Below are 18,595 nucleotides of genomic sequence, written 5' to 3'. Positions count from 1 at the left end.
TAGTTTTCCCCTCCTTTTAGTTGCGAAGCGGTTTTCCTTTAGTCAGCATGTATTGCATTCTCGCCTGAGATTTTGGCTCACCCGCAAGACTCAAGAAAGCTTCCCTTTCAAGATCTAATAAGTATTGTTCATCGACCAGTGTGCCTTCAGGAACTCTTCCGCCTGAAAGTACAAAGGCAAGCTTTTTAGCAATTTTCAGATCATGCTCAGAGACGTAACCCCCAAATCTCATCGTTTCCGCACCGAGTGAAAGTGTCGCATACCCTGCTTCTCCAACCACAGGTATCTTTTTGCGTTTCGGCGGCTGATACCCTTGCTTCGCTAAGGAGAGCACTCGTTGTTTTGCATCATACAGCAGATGATCGCTGTTAACAGAGATTCCATCCTGCGGCCTTAAGAATCCGAGTTTTTCAGCTTCTTGTGCGGAGGTAGAAACTTTAGCCATCGCAATTGTTTCAAAAACTTGGTTAACAACTCCTTGAAGATCAAGTTTCGCACCTTTAGGGAGACGTTCCACTTGGCGAAGCAGCAATTCTTTGTTTCCGCCCCCACCCGGTATTAATCCGACACCTACTTCTACCAGACCCATATAGGTTTCGGCAGACATTTGCATCTCAGCTGCAGGAAGCGAAACTTCCACTCCGCCTCCTAGGCTCATGCCGAAGTTTGCAGTAACGACCGGCTTTTTGCTGTAGCGGACCATGCCCATCGTGTTCTGAAACTGGCGTACCATCATATCCAGCTCATAGAAGTTGTCATCCTGTGCCTCCATTAAAATGAGCATCAGGTTTGCACCCACACAGAAGTTTTTTCCCTGATTCCCGATGACAAGCCCTTCGTAATTTCGTTCTACTTCTTCCAGCGCTTTGTGGATCATCATGATGATGTCTGGCCCCATCGCATTGTTTGGGGACGTAAATTCCAGACATGCTACACCATCACCCATGTCGATCAGGCTCGCACCGTTGTTCTTTGTGATCAGGTTTCCTTTGTTTTTCAGCAATGAAAGGTGGATCGTCTTTTTGTTTTCGTTGACTCTTCTATAGTCACCGTTATGATAGAACGAAACTTCACCCTGTGCTGTCTGGTAGAACGAAGTGTTTCCGTTTTCAATAAACTCATGAATCCAGGCGGGAACAGCTTCTCCTTCATCGGCCATGCGTTTTACGGATTCCTTTACTCCGATGGCATCCCAAATCTCAAATGGCCCGTGCTCCCATCCGAAGCCCCATTTCATCGCATTATCAATGGCAACTATATCATCAGCGATTTCGTATGCTTTTTCAGCAGAATAGATCAACACTGGCTTAACAATGGACCAGAGCATCTCCCCTGCTCGGTCTTTACTGTATAAAAGCGCTTTCACTTTTTGCTCTGTTGTTTTCAATTGTTTCGCCTGCTCGGTGGTAGCCGTTTTCAGCTTTTGGCGAGGCTTGTATTCCAGTGTGGAAGGATCAAGTTCAAGGATCTCTCCGCCCTGCTTGCCTTTCTGTTTTAAGTAGAAACCTTGGCCTGATTTGCTTCCCATCCATCCTTTTTCGACCATTTCATTCAAGAATGGAGGAACGTCAAACACTTCTTTCTCTTTTCCTTCAACCTGATCATAAACATTCCTTGCCACGTGAAGGAAGGTGTCCAAACCTACCACGTCCAGTGTTCTGAAGGTGGCACTCTTCGGGCGGCCGATCAGCGGACCAGTTACAGAATCAACCTCTCCTACGCTGTAGCCTTGCTTCATCATTTCCTGAACAGTGACCATCAGGCCGTAAGTGCCAATCCGGTTAGCGATGAAGTTCGGTGTATCTTTTGCGATAACTACGCCTTTTCCAAGTATGTTCTCCCCAAACTCTTTCATAAAAGAAACAATATCAGGGCTGGTATCTTTTGTTGGAATAATCTCCAACAGTTTTAAGTATCGCGGCGGATTAAAGAAATGTGTGCCAAGAAAATGCTCCTTAAAATCATCGGAACGGTCCGCTGCCATCGCATGGATCGAAATACCCGATGTGTTCGAGCTGATGATCGAACCTTTCTTGCGGAATTGCTCCACTTGTTCAAAGATCTGACGCTTTACATCCAGCCGTTCAACAACGACCTCGATGATCCAGTCCACATCATTCAGCTTTGGTAAATCATCTGTGAAGTTTCCGATTGAGATTAAATCGAGATTTTCTTTTACTGCCAGAGGTGCTGGTTTTTGCTTAAGCATTCTTTCTTTTGCCTGTATGGTGAGCCTGTTGCGGAACTGCGGGCTTTCTTCCGTGATGCCTTTTGCCTTTTCAGCTTCTGACAACTCTCTCGGCACCATATCCAGAAGCAGAGTAGGGATTCCAACATTCGCGAGATGTGCAGCGATTCCTGCTCCCATCACTCCAGACCCTAGAACAGCAGCCTTTTGAATGGTTATGGCCATCTTATTTCCTCCTTCAGCTATTGAATGAACACTCATTCATTTTTAGGGCAAAAAATAAATGACTAATTTTGAAATTTAGTTCTACACCCATCATAATTCATTTTAATTATTTTGACAACATAGAATTTTCTTTCTTTTTGTAAAGGTTTTTGTCATAGTAAAGGCGAGACTAACATCAAAGGAAGTGAAGTCATGTCAGTTAAAGTAGGAGTTCTGATCCTCCATGGCATCGGCAATCAGGATGAAACATACGCCGATGATTTTATGCAGGCTTTAAACCGCAGCTTCGGAACAAAAATCGCTTCCCATCATCATTCACCCGAAACACAGCTTGAAATGATACCTGTTTTTTGGGGCAGCGTATTTAATGACCGTGAAGAGGACTTATGGACATCGGTGAACCAAAAGATATCGCTCAACTATGCTCCTCTCCGCAAGTTTGTCATCCGCTTTTTCGGAGATGCCATCGCCTATCAGCCTGCTCCTGCAGCACTGCCCCATTTAAATCCTAATTATGAACGAGTACATGAGACCGTGGCGAAAGCCTTGCATACGCTTCGGAACAAAGCAGGAGATCAAACCCCTCTGTCTGTTGTCTCCCACAGCCTTGGCACCGTCATTGCAAGCAATTATTTTTATGACCTTCAATATATACCGGATAAAATTTCTGAATCTATAAAACGGATTAAATCAGACAACCCTCTTGAAAACGGTGAAACCCTGACGAGCTTTTATACGATGGGGACTCCCATGCCTCTATGGACGTTGAGATATTCAGATTTTGACAGTCCCATCCGTGTTCCATCACCGCTTTTAAAAAAACACTACAGCCGTGTGCAGGGTGAATGGATTAATTTTTATGATCAGGATGATGTTATTGCATTTCCTTTAAAAACATTAAATGAAGAATACAGCCGGTCTGTGACAAAAGACATCGAAGTGAACACAGGAAATCTTTTCACTTCATGGTCTCCTCTCTCCCACTTGTATTATTTTAAAACAGATAAAATCATCGACTCTATCAGTACCTCGCTGGCCAAACTCTGGAAAACTGTAAATAACCTATAACATTTCGACGGAATCTTTTCCGAAAAAACGGAATTGATTCCGTTTTTTCGGAAAAGGGTTTTGTCCTTTTCTCCTTTGCCTTTCCGGTCATTTACCTTCACTTTTTTTCCGCATTACCGGAATTTTCTCTGTTTAAAATATTCATAAAAATATCAAAAGTGTGACAGCCCTTTATCTGCTTCATTTTGGCACGGAACTTGCAAGATAGAATGACAGAGCAGAAAAAAGGAGTGAACATTTATGAAACCTGTATTATCTTCATTTAAAGAAGCGGTGAAGGACATTCAGGACGGTTCCGTACTTATGGTAGGCGGTTTTGGCTTGGTCGGTATCCCTGAAAATCTTATTCTTGCCCTTGTCGAAAAAGGGACTAAGGATTTAACCATCATCTCCAATAACTGTGGCGTCGATGATTGGGGCCTTGGCCTTCTTCTGAAAAATAACCAGATAAAGAAGATGGTAGGTTCTTATGTAGGAGAGAACAAAGAATTTGAGCGGCAAGTTTTATCGGGTGAAATTGAGGTTGAACTGATCCCGCAAGGCACATTGGCGGAGCGTATCCGAGCAGGCGGTGCAGGCATCCCGGCGTTTTATACCCCTGCCGGAGTAGGAACTCCACTTGCTCTAGGCAGAGAGATCAGATCTTTCGGAGGGAAAGAATACATGCTGGAAACGGGGCTTCAGGCAGATTTCAGTCTCATTCGGGCTGCCAAAGCGGACAGAATGGGCAATTTGGTCTATCACAAAACAGCAAGAAACTTTAATCCTCTGATGGCCGCAGCGGGCAAGGCAACGATCGCAGAGGTGGAAGAACTGAACGAGGCAGGATTTTTGGATGCCGATGCCGTCCACACTCCTGGAATCTATGTCCAGTCCCTGATTGTTGGGTCACAGGAAAAAAGAATTGAAAGGTTAACAGTTGCCAATTAATAGAACGGAGGATACCGATGAGCATGAAAGTAATGGACAAAAAAGCGATTAGAGAAAAAATCGCCAGACGTGCTGAACAGGAAATTGAAAGCGGTTACTATGTCAATCTAGGGATCGGAATGCCTACTCTCGTTGCCAATTATATCTCGGGAGATAAGCGTGTTGTTTTGCAGTCTGAGAACGGACTTTTAGGAATAGGGCCTTATCCTGATGAAGCTAACGTCGATCCTGATTTAATCAATGCCGGGAAGGAAACGGTCACAGCAATCGAGGGCGCTTCTTATTTTGACAGTGCAGAATCCTTCGGAATGATCCGGGGCGGGCATATCGATGTGGCGATCCTTGGAGGCATGGAGGTTTCCAAAAGTGGCGACCTGGCGAACTGGATGATCCCCGGAAAAATGATAAAAGGCATGGGAGGCGCGATGGATCTTGTCCACGGGGCGAAAAAGATCGTCGTCATCATGGACCATGTCAGCAAAGACGGAAAAAGCAAGATATTAGATGAATGTACCCTGCCGTTAACGGGGCGAGGTGTGGTCAACCGGATTATCACAGAACGAGCTGTGATCGACGTCACCGATAACGGTTTGGTGCTTGTCGAAGTAGCCAATGGCTATAACGTGGAGGACATCCGCCAATGCACCGAGCCCGACCTTACTCTTTCAGAAAATATTAACCTCGATTCCTATTAAATGATGTCCAGAGCAATGAAAGGAGTGATGCCGTTCCTTCAACCGTTTTCCAAAGGACTTTAACATTCAGGTCATTAACACAATAGGGGGGTTACCTAGTGGATATCATTATTATCTTATTGGCTTTATTTTTCCTTATGTTTGTCGCGTACCGCGGCTTCAGCGTTATTTTGTTTGCACCGATCGCTGCGCTTTTCGCCGTCCTTTTAACTGATCCTGGCCATGTCCTCCCGTTCTTCTCGGGAGTGTTCATGGAAAAGATGGTCGGGTTTATTAAACTATATTTCCCTGTCTTCCTGCTTGGTGCGATTTTCGGAAAAGTAATAGAAATGTCAGGCTTTGCAAAATCCATTACAAGAGCGGTCATCAGATTAATCGGACCGAGCAGAGCCATGCTGGCTATTGTCCTTGTCGGGGCTATCCTTACCTATGGCGGCGTCTCCCTGTTCGTCGTAGCCTTTGCACTCTATCCGTTCGCTTCCGAGCTATTTAAAGCGGCGGATATTCCGAAACGCCTCATCCCTGGAACGATTGCGCTCGGTGCGTTCACCTTTACGATGGATGCATTCCCGGGAACACCGCAAATTCAGAATATCATTCCTACTACGTTTTTTAAGACGGATACGTGGGCTGCACCTTGGCTTGGATTGATCGGCGGTCTGTTTGTTCTTGCGATTGGGATGACCTATCTGGAATGGAGAAGAAGGAAAGCAGCCAGAGCTGGAGAGGGCTATGGAACCGGTCATATTAACGAGCCGGAACAAATTCCGGATGAAGTGCTGCCAAATGCGTTTGTTGCCATCCTGCCTCTTCTTCTCGTCGGTATTTTCAATAAAGTATTTACGAACCTCATTCCTAAGTATTACGGAACCGTGTTTGATTTCTCAAAAATTGGAATGAAGGATGTCCCTCCTGTTGAAATTCCTAAACTCGCTGCGGTATGGGCGGTCGAAGGAGCCCTTGTGATCGGAATTGTAACCGTTCTCTTGTTTGCTTTCAGACAAGTAAAATCAAATTTCAATGCCGGCATCAATGTTTCAATCGGCGGAGCACTGCTCGCTACGCTCAATACCGCTTCCGAATACGGATTCGGTGGAGTGATCGCGGCTCTCCCTGGCTTTGCGGCAGTTAACAAAGGGATGGCCGATACCATTCAGGATCCTCTCGTTAACGAAGCTGTGACAACAACTGCCCTGGCTGGCATTACGGGTTCAGCCTCCGGCGGTTTGAGTATTGCCCTTGCCACGATGGGAGATAAGTATGCCGCACAGGCCGACAAACTTGGTATCGACCCTGAAGTTCTTCACAGAGTCGCTTCCATGGCGAGCGGCGGAATGGACACTCTTCCTCATAACGGAGCAGTCATCACCTTGCTTGCTGTTACGGGATTAACACATAAACAATCCTATTTTGACATTTTTGCGATGACCATCATTAAAACGATTGCTGTATTTTTCGTGATCGCCCTCTATTATCTTTTTGGCATCGTTTGATTTAAAAACCTTGGCTGAAAACAAGAAACACGCTTTAGCCTTGGGTGCTGGAGCTAGACATTCCTTCACAAATTTCGCTTACATCAACACGTAAAAAGGAGAAAATGGTATGGGAAGCTTAGTACAGGATAAAGTCGCATTTATTACAGGAGCTGCAAGCGGAATCGGACTTGAGATCGCTATTGACTTTGCCAAAGAAGGCGCAAAAGTGGCCATTTGTGATTTAAATGAGGAAAAGGCCAGAGATGCGGCGGCTTCACTGCGGGAAAAAGGATATCATGCTATAGGAACAGCTTGTGATGTCAGCGATGAAAGGATTCTCAAACAAGCCATGGATGAGGCTGTTAAGGAATTCGAAAGACTGGACGTCGTCATCAACAATGCCGGCCTCCAGCACGTATCACCGATTGAAGAGTTTCCGACTGAGAAATTTGAGCTTCTGATCAAAGTGATGCTGACTGCGCCATTCATGGCGACAAAGCATGCATTTCCGATCATGAAAAAACAAGGCTTCGGGCGCATCATTAATATGGCCTCCATCAATGGGCTCGTCGGGTTTGCCGGAAAAGCTGCCTATAACAGTGCGAAGCATGGCGTGATCGGTCTGACAAAAGTGGCTGCCCTTGAAGGTGCAGAGCATGGAATTACGGTAAATGCCATCTGCCCTGGATATGTCGATACACCGCTTGTAAGAAATCAGCTCTCAGACTTGGCTCGGACCCGGAATGTAGAACTTGAAAAAGTTCTGGAGGAGGTCATCTATCCTCTCGTTCCGCAAAAACGACTGCTTTCAGTTAAGGAGATCTCTGATTATGCGATCTTCCTCGCCAGCAATAAAGCTGGAGGAGTTACTGGCCAGGCCATTGTCATCGACGGCGGATACACCGCCCAATAAAAATAGAGACCAACTTCGAGAAAGAGCCCGCCTGTGAGTCTGGAGGGCTTTTCTCTATTTAGAATGGAGGAAATAAGATGAGAGGGAAATGGATTGGAATAACGGCTGCAACTGCGCTATTGCTGTTTTCAAGTCTATCAGAGGTTCATGCTGGGAAAGGGCCGCAACAGCCCGCTGATTTTAAAGGGGCACATGATGTTATAGAAACCCGCTTTGATGGGAAAGACGGCAATTGGCTAACAACGAAGAATCAAAAGCAGTATGAAGCGGCTACTGTCTATGGAAATCTTGGTCTGGCTCCTTACAATTGGGGAGAAAAGTCAAAGGGAACAGGCTGGAACAAGCTGTATCAGCCGGCAGAGGTTAAGGGCACTCAAGTGAACGGAACCTTCGATGATGCCAAATTTGTAGTCAGGGTGCCAGATGACTGGAACGGCAAGCTTGTTGTTTCAGGTATTCCTGCTACTCGGAATGAAACGTCAACAGACCTCCTGTTCAGTGACTTTATGCTGGCTAAAGGATATGCCTTTGCCGCCATTGATAAAGGCACTCAAGGGACAGAAGATCCCAGCGATCCTTTCGCAAAGGTAAAAAATGCTCTTGCAAGCGATGATGACAGCATTTCCGAATGGCACCAAAGATTCCGGCAGATCACTATCGCTGCACAAAACTATCTCGTAAAACATTATTCTGACCAGCTTATCAGGAGAAACGACAGAAAAAACCCTGCAAGCAAGCTGATCAAGCCTTACCACCGGGTGCCGACATACGCGGTCGGCATATCCAATGGAGGCTATGTTGTCCGCTACGCACTGGAGCATGACGGCATGAAAAAAACGGGGTATCCTGCTTTATTTGACGGCGGCATCGATTGGGAAGGTGTATTGTGGAGGGCTCACAAACCCAACCTGATCACCTCTCTCACTCCTGTTGTCAATCATGCGGAAAAGGCGTTGTACGGAACGCCTGCGGAACAGAGGACGGCCCGGGAAGCGTTATACCATTCCGGCCTTCCTAAAGGATCAGAAAATCTATGGAATTATCATGACCAGGTATACTGGTTTGTGACCCTAAATATTTACAGAGATGAACTGGATCCCACCGCTCCAAACCGCCTGGACTGGAGAAACTACTTAAACTTCAAGAACGGGGTCCGCGACCGCACCTATGATTCCATTTTTCAAGATTATGATTATAGCTCCCGGCCGGAACAGGTGAAAAAGAACGTGGAAGACATTGAAAATACTGGTGAAATCGACGTTCCCCTAATCAGCCTGACCGGTTCCTGGGATTCTCTTATCTTTCCATCCATCCATGCTGACCCTTATGATAAACTGATAAAACAGAAGGGCCGGGGCAGCCTTCACCGGCTGTATACCATCGAGAAGGGCAACCATGTAGACAGTCTTGTATGGAACAGTGCGACCGATCCGAACAAAGAGCTTCAGCCTCTACTTCCTTACGTCTATCAATCATTCGATCTGCTCGTTGACTGGGTAGAAAAACATAAAAAGGCCCCGGGCAGCAAGAAGGTTGGAGCACCGGACGACCCGGCGAAAGTCATTGATTTAATAACCGGAAAAGAACGAGAACCGATGACAACCGCTGTCGACGGTAAATAAGACAACATCCGCAGGTTAGCACCTGTTCTTCTGTTGATCAGCTCAGGTGCTCTCTTAATTTTAAAAAAGGATGCCCGTTAATAACGGACATCCTTTCCTGTTATTTGCCGAACACACCTTTTAAAACAAACATCACGTTTGCTGGACGTTCAGCCAGACGGCGCATGAAGTAGCCGTACCAGTCGTTCCCGTATGGGACATAAATACGCATTTTGTACCCTTCCTGCATGAGCTGATCCTGGCGCTCCACTTTAATGCCGTAAAGCATCTGGAATTCAAACTGATCCATCGGGATGGAATGCTTTTCAACAAGTGCTTTCGTATAGTTGATGATTTCATCATCATGAGTCGCAATGGCCGTATAGTTGCCGTTCAACAGGTGTGTTTCAATAAGTTTTTTATAGTTTTCATCCACATCCGTCTTATCAGGGAACGCTACTTCTGAGGATTCCTTATACGCGCCCTTCACGAGACGAAGGTTCGGTTGGTATTCATTTAAATCCTTTACATCATCAAGCGAGCGGTACAGATACGCTTGAATAACGGTTGAAATATTATCAAATTCGCTTTTAAGCTTCTTGAAGATATCAAGTGTCTTGGCGCAGCGCGAATAGTCTTCCATATCTATGGTAACGAATACATTATGCTTCTGGGCAGTTTGCATGATCTTGCGCATGTTGGCCATCACAAGGTCATCACTGATATCAAGACCCATGGACGTCAGCTTTAAGGATAGCTGGGAGTTCACGTTTTCTTTTGCGATCGCTTTGATCGCATCGATGCAATGCTCTGTCATTTCCTTCGCTTCAAGCTCGTTATCAACGAACTCGCCTAGATGGTCGATCGTTACAGGCATTCCTTTCTCGTTCAGTTTTTTGATCGCTGAAATGGAGCTGTCTAGTGATGCTCCGGCAACGAATCGGCTTGCTCCAAATTTGAGGCCGTACCTCTTCGCAAGCTTTGTCATTGTTTTGTTTTTTGCAAGAAACAGAAAGAAATCTCTCATCGCCTGTTCCATAACTTTTCCCCCTATTATTCAGTATCAGTTGCCCAATTATCTATCTCTTTGTAGCGGTGCCTGGCACCGCTTTTTTGGCAGCGCTTAATTTACTGAACTTTCAATGATGTATCCGCTTTAATCATATCATTTAAATGATCGTTTTGGGATTTTTTGAAAAATTTCGACATTTTTTGTCGTATCATCCTCATTCTCCAGAATCCAAGAACATCCTGTTTTCCTTTATGATATGAATCTATAAGGGAATTTTCTTCTTTCTGCCCTGAAGAAAACCCCCATTTTCATCATTATTCACCGCTTTTTTGGCGTTGCTGGTCGTTCAACTGCTTGATCTCAGAAATGATCTCTTTGATGCCTTCTTTGCCTTCTGGATAACTTTCGTTCCAATGCTTAACAAGAGCCGGCATTGATTTAGCGATATAGGTATACAAAGCCCACATCTTTACTTTTTCCTTCTTATCCTCATCACTGTCACCGAGCAGCAGTTCAGTATATTTCTCCAATAGACCGTCAAACTGCTCGCGAAGCTGCTGTTCCATGTCAATTCCCTCCTATTTTTCGTCATTGTAACAATAGAGCGATAAAAAAGAAAGCCTGCCAAAAACGCGCTTTCTTTCCATCGATTTCACTTCCACCAGACGGAATTTGGATACTTATCTTCCCCAATGAAAACTGTCTCTCCAATTTGAGGAGATGCGATTGGCAAGCCTTTTCTCGCAGCTTCTTTCGTTACCCGTTCAATCGGATCATTCCAGTCATGAAGTGCAAGTGTAAATGCTGCCCAATGAATCGGAATAAGCAAACCGCCTTTCACATCTATAAATGCTTGAACGGTCTCCTCAGGCATCATATGGATGTTCGACCAGCGATCGTCGTATTGTCCGCATTCCATCAAGGCTGCATTAAATGGTCCGTAACGTTCCCCAATCGTTTTGAAATGGGGTCCATACCCGCTGTCTCCGCTAAAAAAAACTTTGGTCTGCTTATCTCCGATTACCCAGGAACACCACAATGTAGCATTCCGATCGGTTAAACTGCGCCCTGAAAAGTGCCGGGCGGGCGTACATACGAGATCCAGGCCTTCCCACTCGACTTCATCCCACCAGTCGTGCTCACTAATTTTTTCCTGATCCACTCCCCATCTCTCCAGATGGCCTCCAACCCCAAGAGGAACAAAGAACCGTCCTGTTTTCTCCTTCAATTTCTTGATGGACCCGAAATCCAGATGATCGTAGTGATCATGCGAAATAAAGATGGCATCTATGAAAGGAAGATGTGAATTTTCAAACGGCAAGGTCTTGCTGTACCTCTTCCCTCCGAACATCGGAAAAGGAGACGGAGATTTTCCAAACATCGGATCTATCAGCATACGCTTTCCGTCCATCTCCAGCATAAGAGCAGAATGGCCAAACCAGGTAATCCCTGCGTCCTTTGAGCCTCTGTCAGCCTTTACATCAAAGCCGATGGTTTTCAGCTGCTGATGAGGCTTCCCATTAGGGTTTCCTTTGATAAAATCTTTAGCGATTGAGAGAGTCGTAGTGAATGAGGTGTCCATGACAGTCGGGATTTCGTTCATAAAACGGCGGTCTGAAAATTGGGCCGAGGCCTGAAAAGACAGCCGTCTTTGCTTGGAGGGTTTTGTTCCAAAGACAGGATATCCCTTCAGAAAAACATAAAGAAAAAGCACCATTAGAATAATTGTGATTATCGCAGCCGTCATCCCGTTCTCCACCCGTTCTTTTTTACTAGTAGGTTCCTATTTCAGTATACAATAACTCACGTTTTATATATCATAAAACGACCGCTGCACGAGGCAAGCGGCCGATCATTTTAAATGGAAACAGAAAACATAACAGTAAGATAAAGAGCCAATGCTAAACCAGCTGTCAGCAAAAACATGAACCATGGCCCCGCATTTTTGCGAAAAAGGAGGAAGGCAGCTAAAAGAAAGACAAGAGACATAGCGCCAAATGCGCCTGACAAAACACTAGGAACAAGCTGCACCGTTGTCCCGGCAGTGACACCCTTGTCAAAGAAAAAGGTAAAGAGCCCGGACGGCTTCTGAAAAGCCAGTGTTTGAGCTACATCATGCGGAGGCTCCTGCTGCGTCATAATGGAAGTGGCAATAAAAATGAGGAGCAGGAACACGCCCTCCAGCCTCATCCACTTGTAGGGAGAAAATGCCGGTTCGTTGATTTTCCGGCGAATCCAGAACGTGTTGATGAATGCATAGACGACAACGACTACAAGCAATACATGTTTGATTAAAAGAGCCTGGCCATAGTTTAACATCCATGAATTGTAATACTGAGGCACAATGAAACTCATCAGCCAGATTCCTGCAGCAATGGACACACAGAGGCAAATGAGCGCAAACGGTGTATACCATTTTAGAAAGGCAGGAAGCTTCTCTCGATCTTTTGAGAACCAGCTGACTGCCAGTAAAGTTCCCGTCCAGCTGGTTACCGCAAGAAAATGGAGAGAGTGAGCAGCAAGGCCACCCCATTCATTAAGCGTTGCTGCATGGCTCGTATAACCTATAGCAGCTGTAATCATGATTCCAATAATGAATGAAAGCCTGGCAAGAAAGCGATCCTTTGAAACATCATTAAAATACACAAGAACAAACAACAGAAAAGAGAGGGCTAGTATAAAGAACCAGCCCTTCCCGATATCAAATGAAAATAGAATATCGTTCAGAGTTGGCCAAAATCCGAAGTCCTTCCCCAATGTCAGCGCAAGCTCAAGGACTGGAGAGAATGCTGTGACCGGAATCAGGAAAATGCATATCAGCAGCCAGTTTTTAGGTATATGAATGGTGGGACGCTTCTCAGCAGGCATCGTATACAATAAGAACGCTCCAATAAAAAGTGAAAAAACAACATATAAAACCGCTTTTGCAACAAACAGCATATGAGAATAATCCCCCTGTGTGATTTTGTATGTAGATGTACCTTTAGTAATTTACCATATAATCACAAGGGATACCATTCACCAGGACGATTACACCATTATGGGCGGGCAATCGATAACAAGCTCACCTGTTTTTAAAAGTGATCTTTTGACCAAAAGATATATGAAGCTTCAGGAAACAATGTTTCAAATGGAATGAGGGAGCCTCTCAATTGTTCGGAAGCACCCTTCAATAGACAGCTTAAAAAATCCGCTGTATGAATTGTCAATTCTTCATTCCCCCAACGAAACTTCCAAGACTCACCCGAATGAGAGAGGATCACATCCTTCTTTCCTGCTAAGCGTCCCCTTTCTTTTAAAATAGGTTCCAGGGAATGTTGCACCTCTTTTTTGTTTATGATTTTCCACATGTCTTCTCGAAGGTTCTCAGCCCTACATGACATTTCCGAAAAAATTGGATGTTCCTGAGGCAAAAGGCACACAATTTTCTCCACCTCTTCATCCAATAACGTTAAGAACAGCTCGGACATGCTATCTTCCCCACCCTCCATACCGCAGAGCTCATGGATGATCAGCTTATTTTGTTTTTTTTCCGCCCGTGCATAGCTCCGGATTCTTCCGCCATATTGAGCCAGCAAGAAGATCTCATCATTGGTCTTATCACTTTCTATCTGCTTTAGCCAATAATCTTTCAACCGGATTCGCGGCCCGTTTAATTTTTTGGAAAAAGACTCATAGATCAAAGCTAACCTGCCCCAATCATTATGGTTAGGAGTTGCCATATCCCATTCTTTATTTCGCTGTACTTTTTTAAAACTCCGTCGCGCCTCTTTGGCATCCACATGAAAAACAGGATGAGCGATACTGTGCCATCCGGCTTTTTCGTAAAATCCAGGTATGCCAGTAAACAGAATGGAAAAAACAAATCCTTCATGGCTTAGCTGTTCTTCTGCTTGTTTTAAAATTCGATGTGTGAGGCTAAACCCGCGATATTCTGGCAAGGTTGCCACATTTCCTATACCCGCCGTTTTAAACGGCAAACCTGAGATATAGACCGAAAAAGGAAAAATCTGTACAACCGATACGATATTCCCTTCTGATTCTGCAATCCAAGTAGTATCCAATGAGTAGTTGGTTTCCTTATTTAAACGGTCTTGAAAGAACGATTTCTCTTCCGGAAAAACTGTTTCGAGCAGTTGAAGAACGGCTTCCAGCTCGTTTTCATGCTTGAGTGTTCTTATATTAAAATGTTCCACTGAGCATCTCCTCCCACTTTCAACGATTCCCTTTCTTTCAGAAAAAAAACAAGCCCTAAAAGCGGGGCTTGTTGCATCAAATTCTTATCCTCTATTTTTCATTCTTTTGGCAGTGCTTCGAAATTCCTTCAAGCCTTTTCTTGTAATATTGAAGTGTTGATCCACATAGCCTTCCTGCAGGAGTGATTCAGAGACCTCCTGGCTTATTGTCGGCTGAATGGATTTGACTTTCTGGTTTAATTCATCAAACGTCGCACCGAGGATCACGTCTTTTCCTAGAACCGCTATAACATCATTGAGGCTGTTGACTGTCACGGTTTCTGCGGAGATGTGGACATTTGCGGATTCATCCGCATCTTCAAGCTGAGCAGCAACCTTGTCCGCTTCCATCTGAATGAGAGCTGCTTCCTTCTCTTTTTGCAGAAGATAATCAATGTAATCTCTCTTGTCTTCTTGCTGAAGATCTTGATTGAGCAGCAACCGGTCGATGATTTCATTCTGCACCTTTTTTAACCGTTTCAGCTGGTCCTTATGCTCATCAAGTGATTTCACTAGATCTTCTTCACTTTTTACAGGGGCATTCTCAGCAATAGACGCCGTATGACCCCGCTTCCTGTTTTGTTTCAACAGCCCAGGTGCACTGCCCCCTAATAAGTGGACAATCTCGTTTACTTTTGAGTAAAACAGAGCTGCGATCGCAATCGCAAACACGGCTAAAATAAAAGATAATAAGTCCGAGAAATGAAAGGTAAACTTGGCCGTCGCTACTTTAAACATGAGAACCATGCAAAACAGGCTGATCAGGATAATCTTAAACCAGCTGTTTCTGTTTTTAATCTTATCGTCCATCGTTTGTTTCATTAAATTGTTCCTCCTTAACATTCGAAACCACTGCGTATGAAAATGAGAACTTAACATCATTTCGTGCATCTTCAAAAGTATATGGCTATATATGTATTGTAAACAAAAGGGAATGGATTAGCCAAACGTAAAGAAACCCCATCCCGTTTTTTCGGGGAGAGGGCAGTAAAAACGGGATTCTAGATCAAAACAATGGTCTTATTGCTGCTGATGGTTGTTCCAGGATTGTGGCCGTTCTTGCAGATCTCCGAAAATGCGCCCTTCTGGTCAAAGTTGAACAAGTGGATCGGAAGCTGATAATCTTTTGCCAAAATCAACGCTGTCTGGTCCATCGCTTTCAGGTCATTTTTTATCGCTTCTTCGTAGGAGAGAGAGACGTACCGTTTTGCCTTTTTCTCTATTTTAGGGTCACTGCAATATACACCATCTATCCCGTGTTTGGCAACAAGCAGTGCCTCCGCATCCATTTCAAGAGCGCGCTGGACCGCTGGATAGTCACTTGAGACGAAGGGCTGCCCATTGCCGCCCGCGAAGAGTACAATAGCACCTTGCTCGAGGTGTTTGATGCTTTTCACACGGTTGTAATGCTCTGCCGCCGCCAGCTGTTCTGACGCCATGACAATGACTTCCCGATCTGTCAGACTCTTAAGGGCGCTTTTAAGCATTAAACTGTTGATCACCGTTCCTAACGTACCAATTTGATCGGCTTCTACCCGGTTCATTCCCCATTGCTCTGCAAGGCTTCCTCTAAATATGTTTCCTCCTCCGATCACTGCCGATACTTCAACGCCACAGTCCGCTACATTAATCATTTCCTGTGCAATATGGCTCAGTTTTTTCGGATTGAATCCAAAATCCCCTTGTCCTGCGACCGCTCCTCCGCTTAATTTGATCAGCACCCTCTTATACCTCAACATATCTTTTCCTCCCTCAAGGTAAAATCAGCATTTGATCGATTGTTGTCTGTCCATTCATAAAAAAAGAACCAAATCCCTTAAAAGGCCTTGTTCTTCTATGGCGAATCCCTTCCATCTGTGATCAGCTTTCCTTGCGACCAAGAGACCCGCCTCCTTTTTCTTCTACATTATATTGACGCAGAACCCAAAAAGTTCGTTGTAATAATGGCATAAAAAAAACATGGTGCCAGGCACCCGCATTACACATGTGTGTAATTGCGGTGCCTGGCACCGGTTTACTTCGTCGTTAGTGCTCCCACTGTTGATTCGTTTCTGTTTCGAACTTTCACCTTTTTTCGTTCGGCATTGAATACAAGGTTTAAAACAATAGCTGTCAGGCTGCCTGCTACAATGCCGTTATCCGTCAAGATACGAACGGCCTGCGGAAGCTTCGAAAAGAGGTCCGGCTCCACGGTAACTCCAAGGCCAAGGCCGACGGAACATGCAATAATCAAAAGATTTTCCTGTTTGCCGAAATCTACATCGCTGAGCATTTTAATGCCTGAAGCAACGACCATCCCAAACATCGCGACCATTGCGCCTCCCATGACCGCCGTAGGAATCAGTGTTGTTATCGTAGCTACTTTTGGCACAAGGCCGAGGACGATCAGCATGCCGCCTGCCGTGTAGATCACATTTTTTGTACGAATGCCGGATAACTGAACAAGTCCTACGTTTTGTGAATAAGTTGTATAAGGGAATGCGTTAAACATACCTCCGAGTATGACAGCCAGCCCCTCCGCACGGTAGCCTTTCGTCATCTGTTCAGGGCTGATGTTTTTGCCGCAGATTTTTCCTAATGCAAGGAAGACACCCGTAGACTCAATCATACTCACGATCGCCACGAGAACCATCGTAAGTATGGCGCTGAGATGAAACGTCGGAGGACCAAAGTAAAAGGGTTTGACCATATGGAACCAAGACGCATCTGCGACAGGCCCGAAATCCACTTTCCCCATAAAACTGGCAGCAACTGTCCCGGCAATCAGGCCGAGAAGGATGGAAACTGCACGGATAAATCCAGTAAACAGCCGATAAACAATAATGATAAACGCAAGAACACCAAAGGAAAGCATCAGGTTGTCCGGTGAACCAAAATCCTTGCTCCCCTGCCCGCCGGCCATATCCTGAATCGCCACCGGAATGAGGGTTACACCGATAATCGTCACTACTGAACCTGTCACAACCGGAGGAAACAATTTAATGATCTTTCCGAATAAACCAGCAAGCAATACAACCGCAAGCCCTGACACCAGAATTGAACCATAGATCGCTGAAATTCCATACTGAGAGCCGATTGCGATCATCGGCCCGACGGCTGTGAACGTACAGCCGAGAACAACCGGAAGTCCGATTCCGAAAAAACGGTTATTCCAAACCTGTAAAAGTGTTGCCAGTCCGCAGGTCAGCAAATCGATGGAGACTAAGTAGGCGAGCTGTTCTGTTGATAGCTTCAATGCCCCGCCGACGATCAAAGGTACGATGACTGCCCCGGCATACATCGCGAGTACGTGCTGAATACCGAGTGAGAATAACTTGCCGTTTGTCATTTTCATAAGCTCCAAGCCTCCTGTCCGCTTCTGGTAAACGTAATGCTGCCATTGGAAAGAGAAGCGACTCTTGCCAGCGACTCAACCCTGTATCCTTTTTTCAAAAGCTTCTCACGGCCGGACTGGAATGATTTTTCAATCACAATGCCAAACCCGGCAACCTCTGCTCCAGCTTCCTCTACCAGGCTCGCCAAGCCGAGTGCTGCTTCTCCATGCGCGAGAAAATCATCAATGACAAGAACCCTATCTCCTGCCTTCAGCCATTTTTTCGAAACGGAGATTTCATTTTCTTCTTCCTTAGTGAACGAATAGACCTTTGCTGTTAAAAGATCACCATTCTGGGTAAGTGACTTGCGTTTTCGTGCAAAAACGACCTGGACACCCAGCTCTAGCCCCGCCATCACAGCAGGCGCAATACCCGATGATTCAATCGTCAGCACTTTTGTAATTCCCTCTTTTTTATATAACCGGGCGAACTCTTGTCCTACCTGCTGCATCACCTGGGGATCAATCTGATGATTTAAAAAAGAATCCACTTTGAGCACATGCTCTGACATTGCCTTTCCTTCTTTTAGGATGACTTCTTCAAGAAAATTCATAATCTATCTCCTTTAAGTTACTGACAAAAAAAAGACTCGGAAAAGCGCCTCCCTACGTGAGTGAAGCGTTTCTCCGAGCCATAATCGGTACCCGAAAATTAAAAAATCGAAGGGTTTCCATCCGCAAAACGTGCAAACAAAAACAGAACGATTTAAGCGACACCCGTAGTCGGATCATTTACGGCGATCCGGTAGAGACTTGCAGGCCATATCCCTGCGATTATACGAGTCTATGAAGTTAGACACATTATAAAATAATTTTTCCCAAAAAGGAAGTATTGTCCGGAAAAAAAGTGGAAATGTCAAAGAAAGGCTCTTTTAAAGCA

16 protein-coding genes and 1 riboswitch are annotated in these 18,595 nt (G+C 45.1%); of the genes, 6 read left to right on the top strand and 10 right to left on the bottom strand.

Annotation, left to right across the window (positions count from 1 at the left end; all coding sequences use genetic code 11):
* Nucleotides 1–16 precede the first annotated feature (16 nt).
* On the bottom strand, nt 17–2,413 hold the full coding sequence (locus tag QYF49_RS04580; protein ID WP_290398428.1) for a 3-hydroxyacyl-CoA dehydrogenase/enoyl-CoA hydratase family protein: 2,397 nt from the start codon (nt 2,411–2,413) through the stop codon (nt 17–19).
* Nucleotides 2,414–2,605: 192 nt separating this feature from the next.
* Between QYF49_RS04580 and QYF49_RS04575 the strand changes: the two genes are divergently transcribed.
* The 6 genes from QYF49_RS04575 to QYF49_RS04550 all read left to right on the top strand — a co-directional run bounded on the left by QYF49_RS04575 (nt 2,606) and on the right by QYF49_RS04550 (nt 9,116).
* A complete protein-coding gene (locus QYF49_RS04575; protein WP_290398427.1) occupies nt 2,606–3,481 on the top strand; it encodes a chemotaxis protein in 876 nt (291 codons plus the stop codon).
* 240 nt (nt 3,482–3,721) lie between these two features.
* Nucleotides 3,722–4,411 (top strand): CoA transferase subunit A, encoded by a 690-nt coding sequence (locus QYF49_RS04570; protein WP_290398426.1) that lies wholly within the window; start codon nt 3,722–3,724, stop codon nt 4,409–4,411.
* Nucleotides 4,412–4,428: 17 nt separating this feature from the next.
* Nucleotides 4,429–5,106, top strand: coding sequence for a CoA transferase subunit B (locus QYF49_RS04565; protein ID WP_290398425.1), 678 nt, complete (start codon nt 4,429–4,431; stop codon nt 5,104–5,106).
* Nucleotides 5,107–5,204: 98 nt separating this feature from the next.
* Nucleotides 5,205–6,599 carry a GntP family permease gene (locus QYF49_RS04560; RefSeq protein ID WP_290398424.1) on the top strand — a complete coding sequence of 465 codons (1,395 nt, stop codon included), beginning with the start codon at nt 5,205–5,207 and terminating at the stop codon, nt 6,597–6,599.
* A gap of 109 nt (nt 6,600–6,708) precedes the next feature.
* Nucleotides 6,709–7,494, top strand: coding sequence for a 3-hydroxybutyrate dehydrogenase (locus QYF49_RS04555; RefSeq protein ID WP_290398423.1), 786 nt, complete (start codon nt 6,709–6,711; stop codon nt 7,492–7,494).
* 77 nt (nt 7,495–7,571) lie between these two features.
* On the top strand, nt 7,572–9,116 hold the full coding sequence (locus QYF49_RS04550; RefSeq protein WP_290398422.1) for an alpha/beta hydrolase: 1,545 nt from the start codon (nt 7,572–7,574) through the stop codon (nt 9,114–9,116).
* Nucleotides 9,117–9,216: 100 nt separating this feature from the next.
* Here the strand turns inward: QYF49_RS04550 and QYF49_RS04545 are convergent, their stop codons facing one another.
* The 9 genes from QYF49_RS04545 to QYF49_RS04505 all read right to left on the bottom strand — a co-directional run bounded on the left by QYF49_RS04545 (nt 9,217) and on the right by QYF49_RS04505 (nt 18,269).
* Complete coding sequence (locus tag QYF49_RS04545; protein ID WP_290398421.1) at nt 9,217–10,134, bottom strand: proline dehydrogenase; 918 nt, start codon at nt 10,132–10,134, stop codon at nt 9,217–9,219.
* A 287-nt stretch (nt 10,135–10,421) separates the two neighbouring features.
* Complete coding sequence (locus QYF49_RS04540; RefSeq protein ID WP_290398420.1) at nt 10,422–10,673, bottom strand: YusU family protein; 252 nt, start codon at nt 10,671–10,673, stop codon at nt 10,422–10,424.
* An 86-nt stretch (nt 10,674–10,759) separates the two neighbouring features.
* Nucleotides 10,760–11,854: an MBL fold metallo-hydrolase gene (locus tag QYF49_RS04535; protein WP_290398419.1), complete on the bottom strand. Its 1,095-nt coding sequence runs from the start codon at nt 11,852–11,854 to the stop codon at nt 10,760–10,762.
* Between the two features lie 110 nt (nt 11,855–11,964).
* A complete protein-coding gene (locus tag QYF49_RS04530; RefSeq protein WP_290398418.1) occupies nt 11,965–13,047 on the bottom strand; it encodes a copper resistance D family protein in 1,083 nt (360 codons plus the stop codon).
* A gap of 134 nt (nt 13,048–13,181) precedes the next feature.
* A complete protein-coding gene (locus tag QYF49_RS04525) occupies nt 13,182–14,303 on the bottom strand; it encodes a GNAT family N-acetyltransferase (protein ID WP_290398417.1) in 1,122 nt (373 codons plus the stop codon).
* 84 nt (nt 14,304–14,387) lie between these two features.
* The gene (locus tag QYF49_RS04520) at nt 14,388–15,164 is read right to left on the bottom strand and encodes a hypothetical protein (protein ID WP_290398416.1); all 777 of its coding nucleotides are present in this window, start codon (nt 15,162–15,164) and stop codon (nt 14,388–14,390) included.
* A 179-nt stretch (nt 15,165–15,343) separates the two neighbouring features.
* The gene (pyrH, locus tag QYF49_RS04515; protein ID WP_290398415.1) at nt 15,344–16,081 is read right to left on the bottom strand and encodes a UMP kinase; all 738 of its coding nucleotides are present in this window, start codon (nt 16,079–16,081) and stop codon (nt 15,344–15,346) included.
* 275 nt (nt 16,082–16,356) lie between these two features.
* Nucleotides 16,357–17,676, bottom strand: coding sequence for a nucleobase:cation symporter-2 family protein (locus QYF49_RS04510; protein ID WP_290398414.1), 1,320 nt, complete (start codon nt 17,674–17,676; stop codon nt 16,357–16,359).
* Nucleotides 17,673–18,269, bottom strand: a complete 597-nt coding sequence (locus QYF49_RS04505; RefSeq protein ID WP_290398413.1) for a xanthine phosphoribosyltransferase — start codon at nt 18,267–18,269, stop codon at nt 17,673–17,675. The genes QYF49_RS04510 and QYF49_RS04505 overlap by 4 nt, the downstream gene beginning before the upstream one ends.
* A gap of 146 nt (nt 18,270–18,415) precedes the next feature.
* Nucleotides 18,416–18,517: riboswitch (purine riboswitch) on the bottom strand.
* Nucleotides 18,518–18,595 lie beyond the last annotated feature (78 nt).

The organism is Fictibacillus terranigra (assembly GCF_030412265.1).
Classification (GTDB): domain Bacteria; phylum Bacillota; class Bacilli; order Bacillales; family Fictibacillaceae; genus Fictibacillus_C; species Fictibacillus_C terrinigri.
Note: the sequence above shows the minus strand (reverse complement) of the source record. Positions and strands in the feature narration are given on the sequence as shown.

What these genes read in the sequence shown, in the direction of transcription:
- QYF49_RS04570 (WP_290398426.1), top strand. Translation starts at nt 3,722, where the DNA reads ATGAAACCTGTATTATCTTCATTTAAAGAAGCGGTGAAGGACATTCAG.
- QYF49_RS04550 (WP_290398422.1), top strand. Translation starts at nt 7,572, where the DNA reads ATGAGAGGGAAATGGATTGGAATAACGGCTGCAACTGCGCTATTGCTG.
- QYF49_RS04545 (WP_290398421.1), bottom strand. Translation starts at nt 10,134, where the DNA reads ATGGAACAGGCGATGAGAGATTTCTTTCTGTTTCTTGCAAAAAACAAA.
- QYF49_RS04520 (WP_290398416.1), bottom strand. Translation starts at nt 15,164, where the DNA reads ATGAAACAAACGATGGACGATAAGATTAAAAACAGAAACAGCTGGTTT.
- QYF49_RS04580 (WP_290398428.1), bottom strand. Translation starts at nt 2,413, where the DNA reads ATGGCCATAACCATTCAAAAGGCTGCTGTTCTAGGGTCTGGAGTGATG.
- QYF49_RS04575 (WP_290398427.1), top strand. Translation starts at nt 2,606, where the DNA reads ATGTCAGTTAAAGTAGGAGTTCTGATCCTCCATGGCATCGGCAATCAG.
- QYF49_RS04540 (WP_290398420.1), bottom strand. Translation starts at nt 10,673, where the DNA reads ATGGAACAGCAGCTTCGCGAGCAGTTTGACGGTCTATTGGAGAAATAT.
- QYF49_RS04555 (WP_290398423.1), top strand. Translation starts at nt 6,709, where the DNA reads ATGGGAAGCTTAGTACAGGATAAAGTCGCATTTATTACAGGAGCTGCA.
- QYF49_RS04565 (WP_290398425.1), top strand. Translation starts at nt 4,429, where the DNA reads ATGAGCATGAAAGTAATGGACAAAAAAGCGATTAGAGAAAAAATCGCC.
- QYF49_RS04530 (WP_290398418.1), bottom strand. Translation starts at nt 13,047, where the DNA reads ATGCTGTTTGTTGCAAAAGCGGTTTTATATGTTGTTTTTTCACTTTTT.
- QYF49_RS04535 (WP_290398419.1), bottom strand. Translation starts at nt 11,854, where the DNA reads ATGACGGCTGCGATAATCACAATTATTCTAATGGTGCTTTTTCTTTAT.
- QYF49_RS04510 (WP_290398414.1), bottom strand. Translation starts at nt 17,676, where the DNA reads ATGAAAATGACAAACGGCAAGTTATTCTCACTCGGTATTCAGCACGTA.
- pyrH (WP_290398415.1), bottom strand. Translation starts at nt 16,081, where the DNA reads ATGTTGAGGTATAAGAGGGTGCTGATCAAATTAAGCGGAGGAGCGGTC.
- QYF49_RS04505 (WP_290398413.1), bottom strand. Translation starts at nt 18,269, where the DNA reads ATGAATTTTCTTGAAGAAGTCATCCTAAAAGAAGGAAAGGCAATGTCA.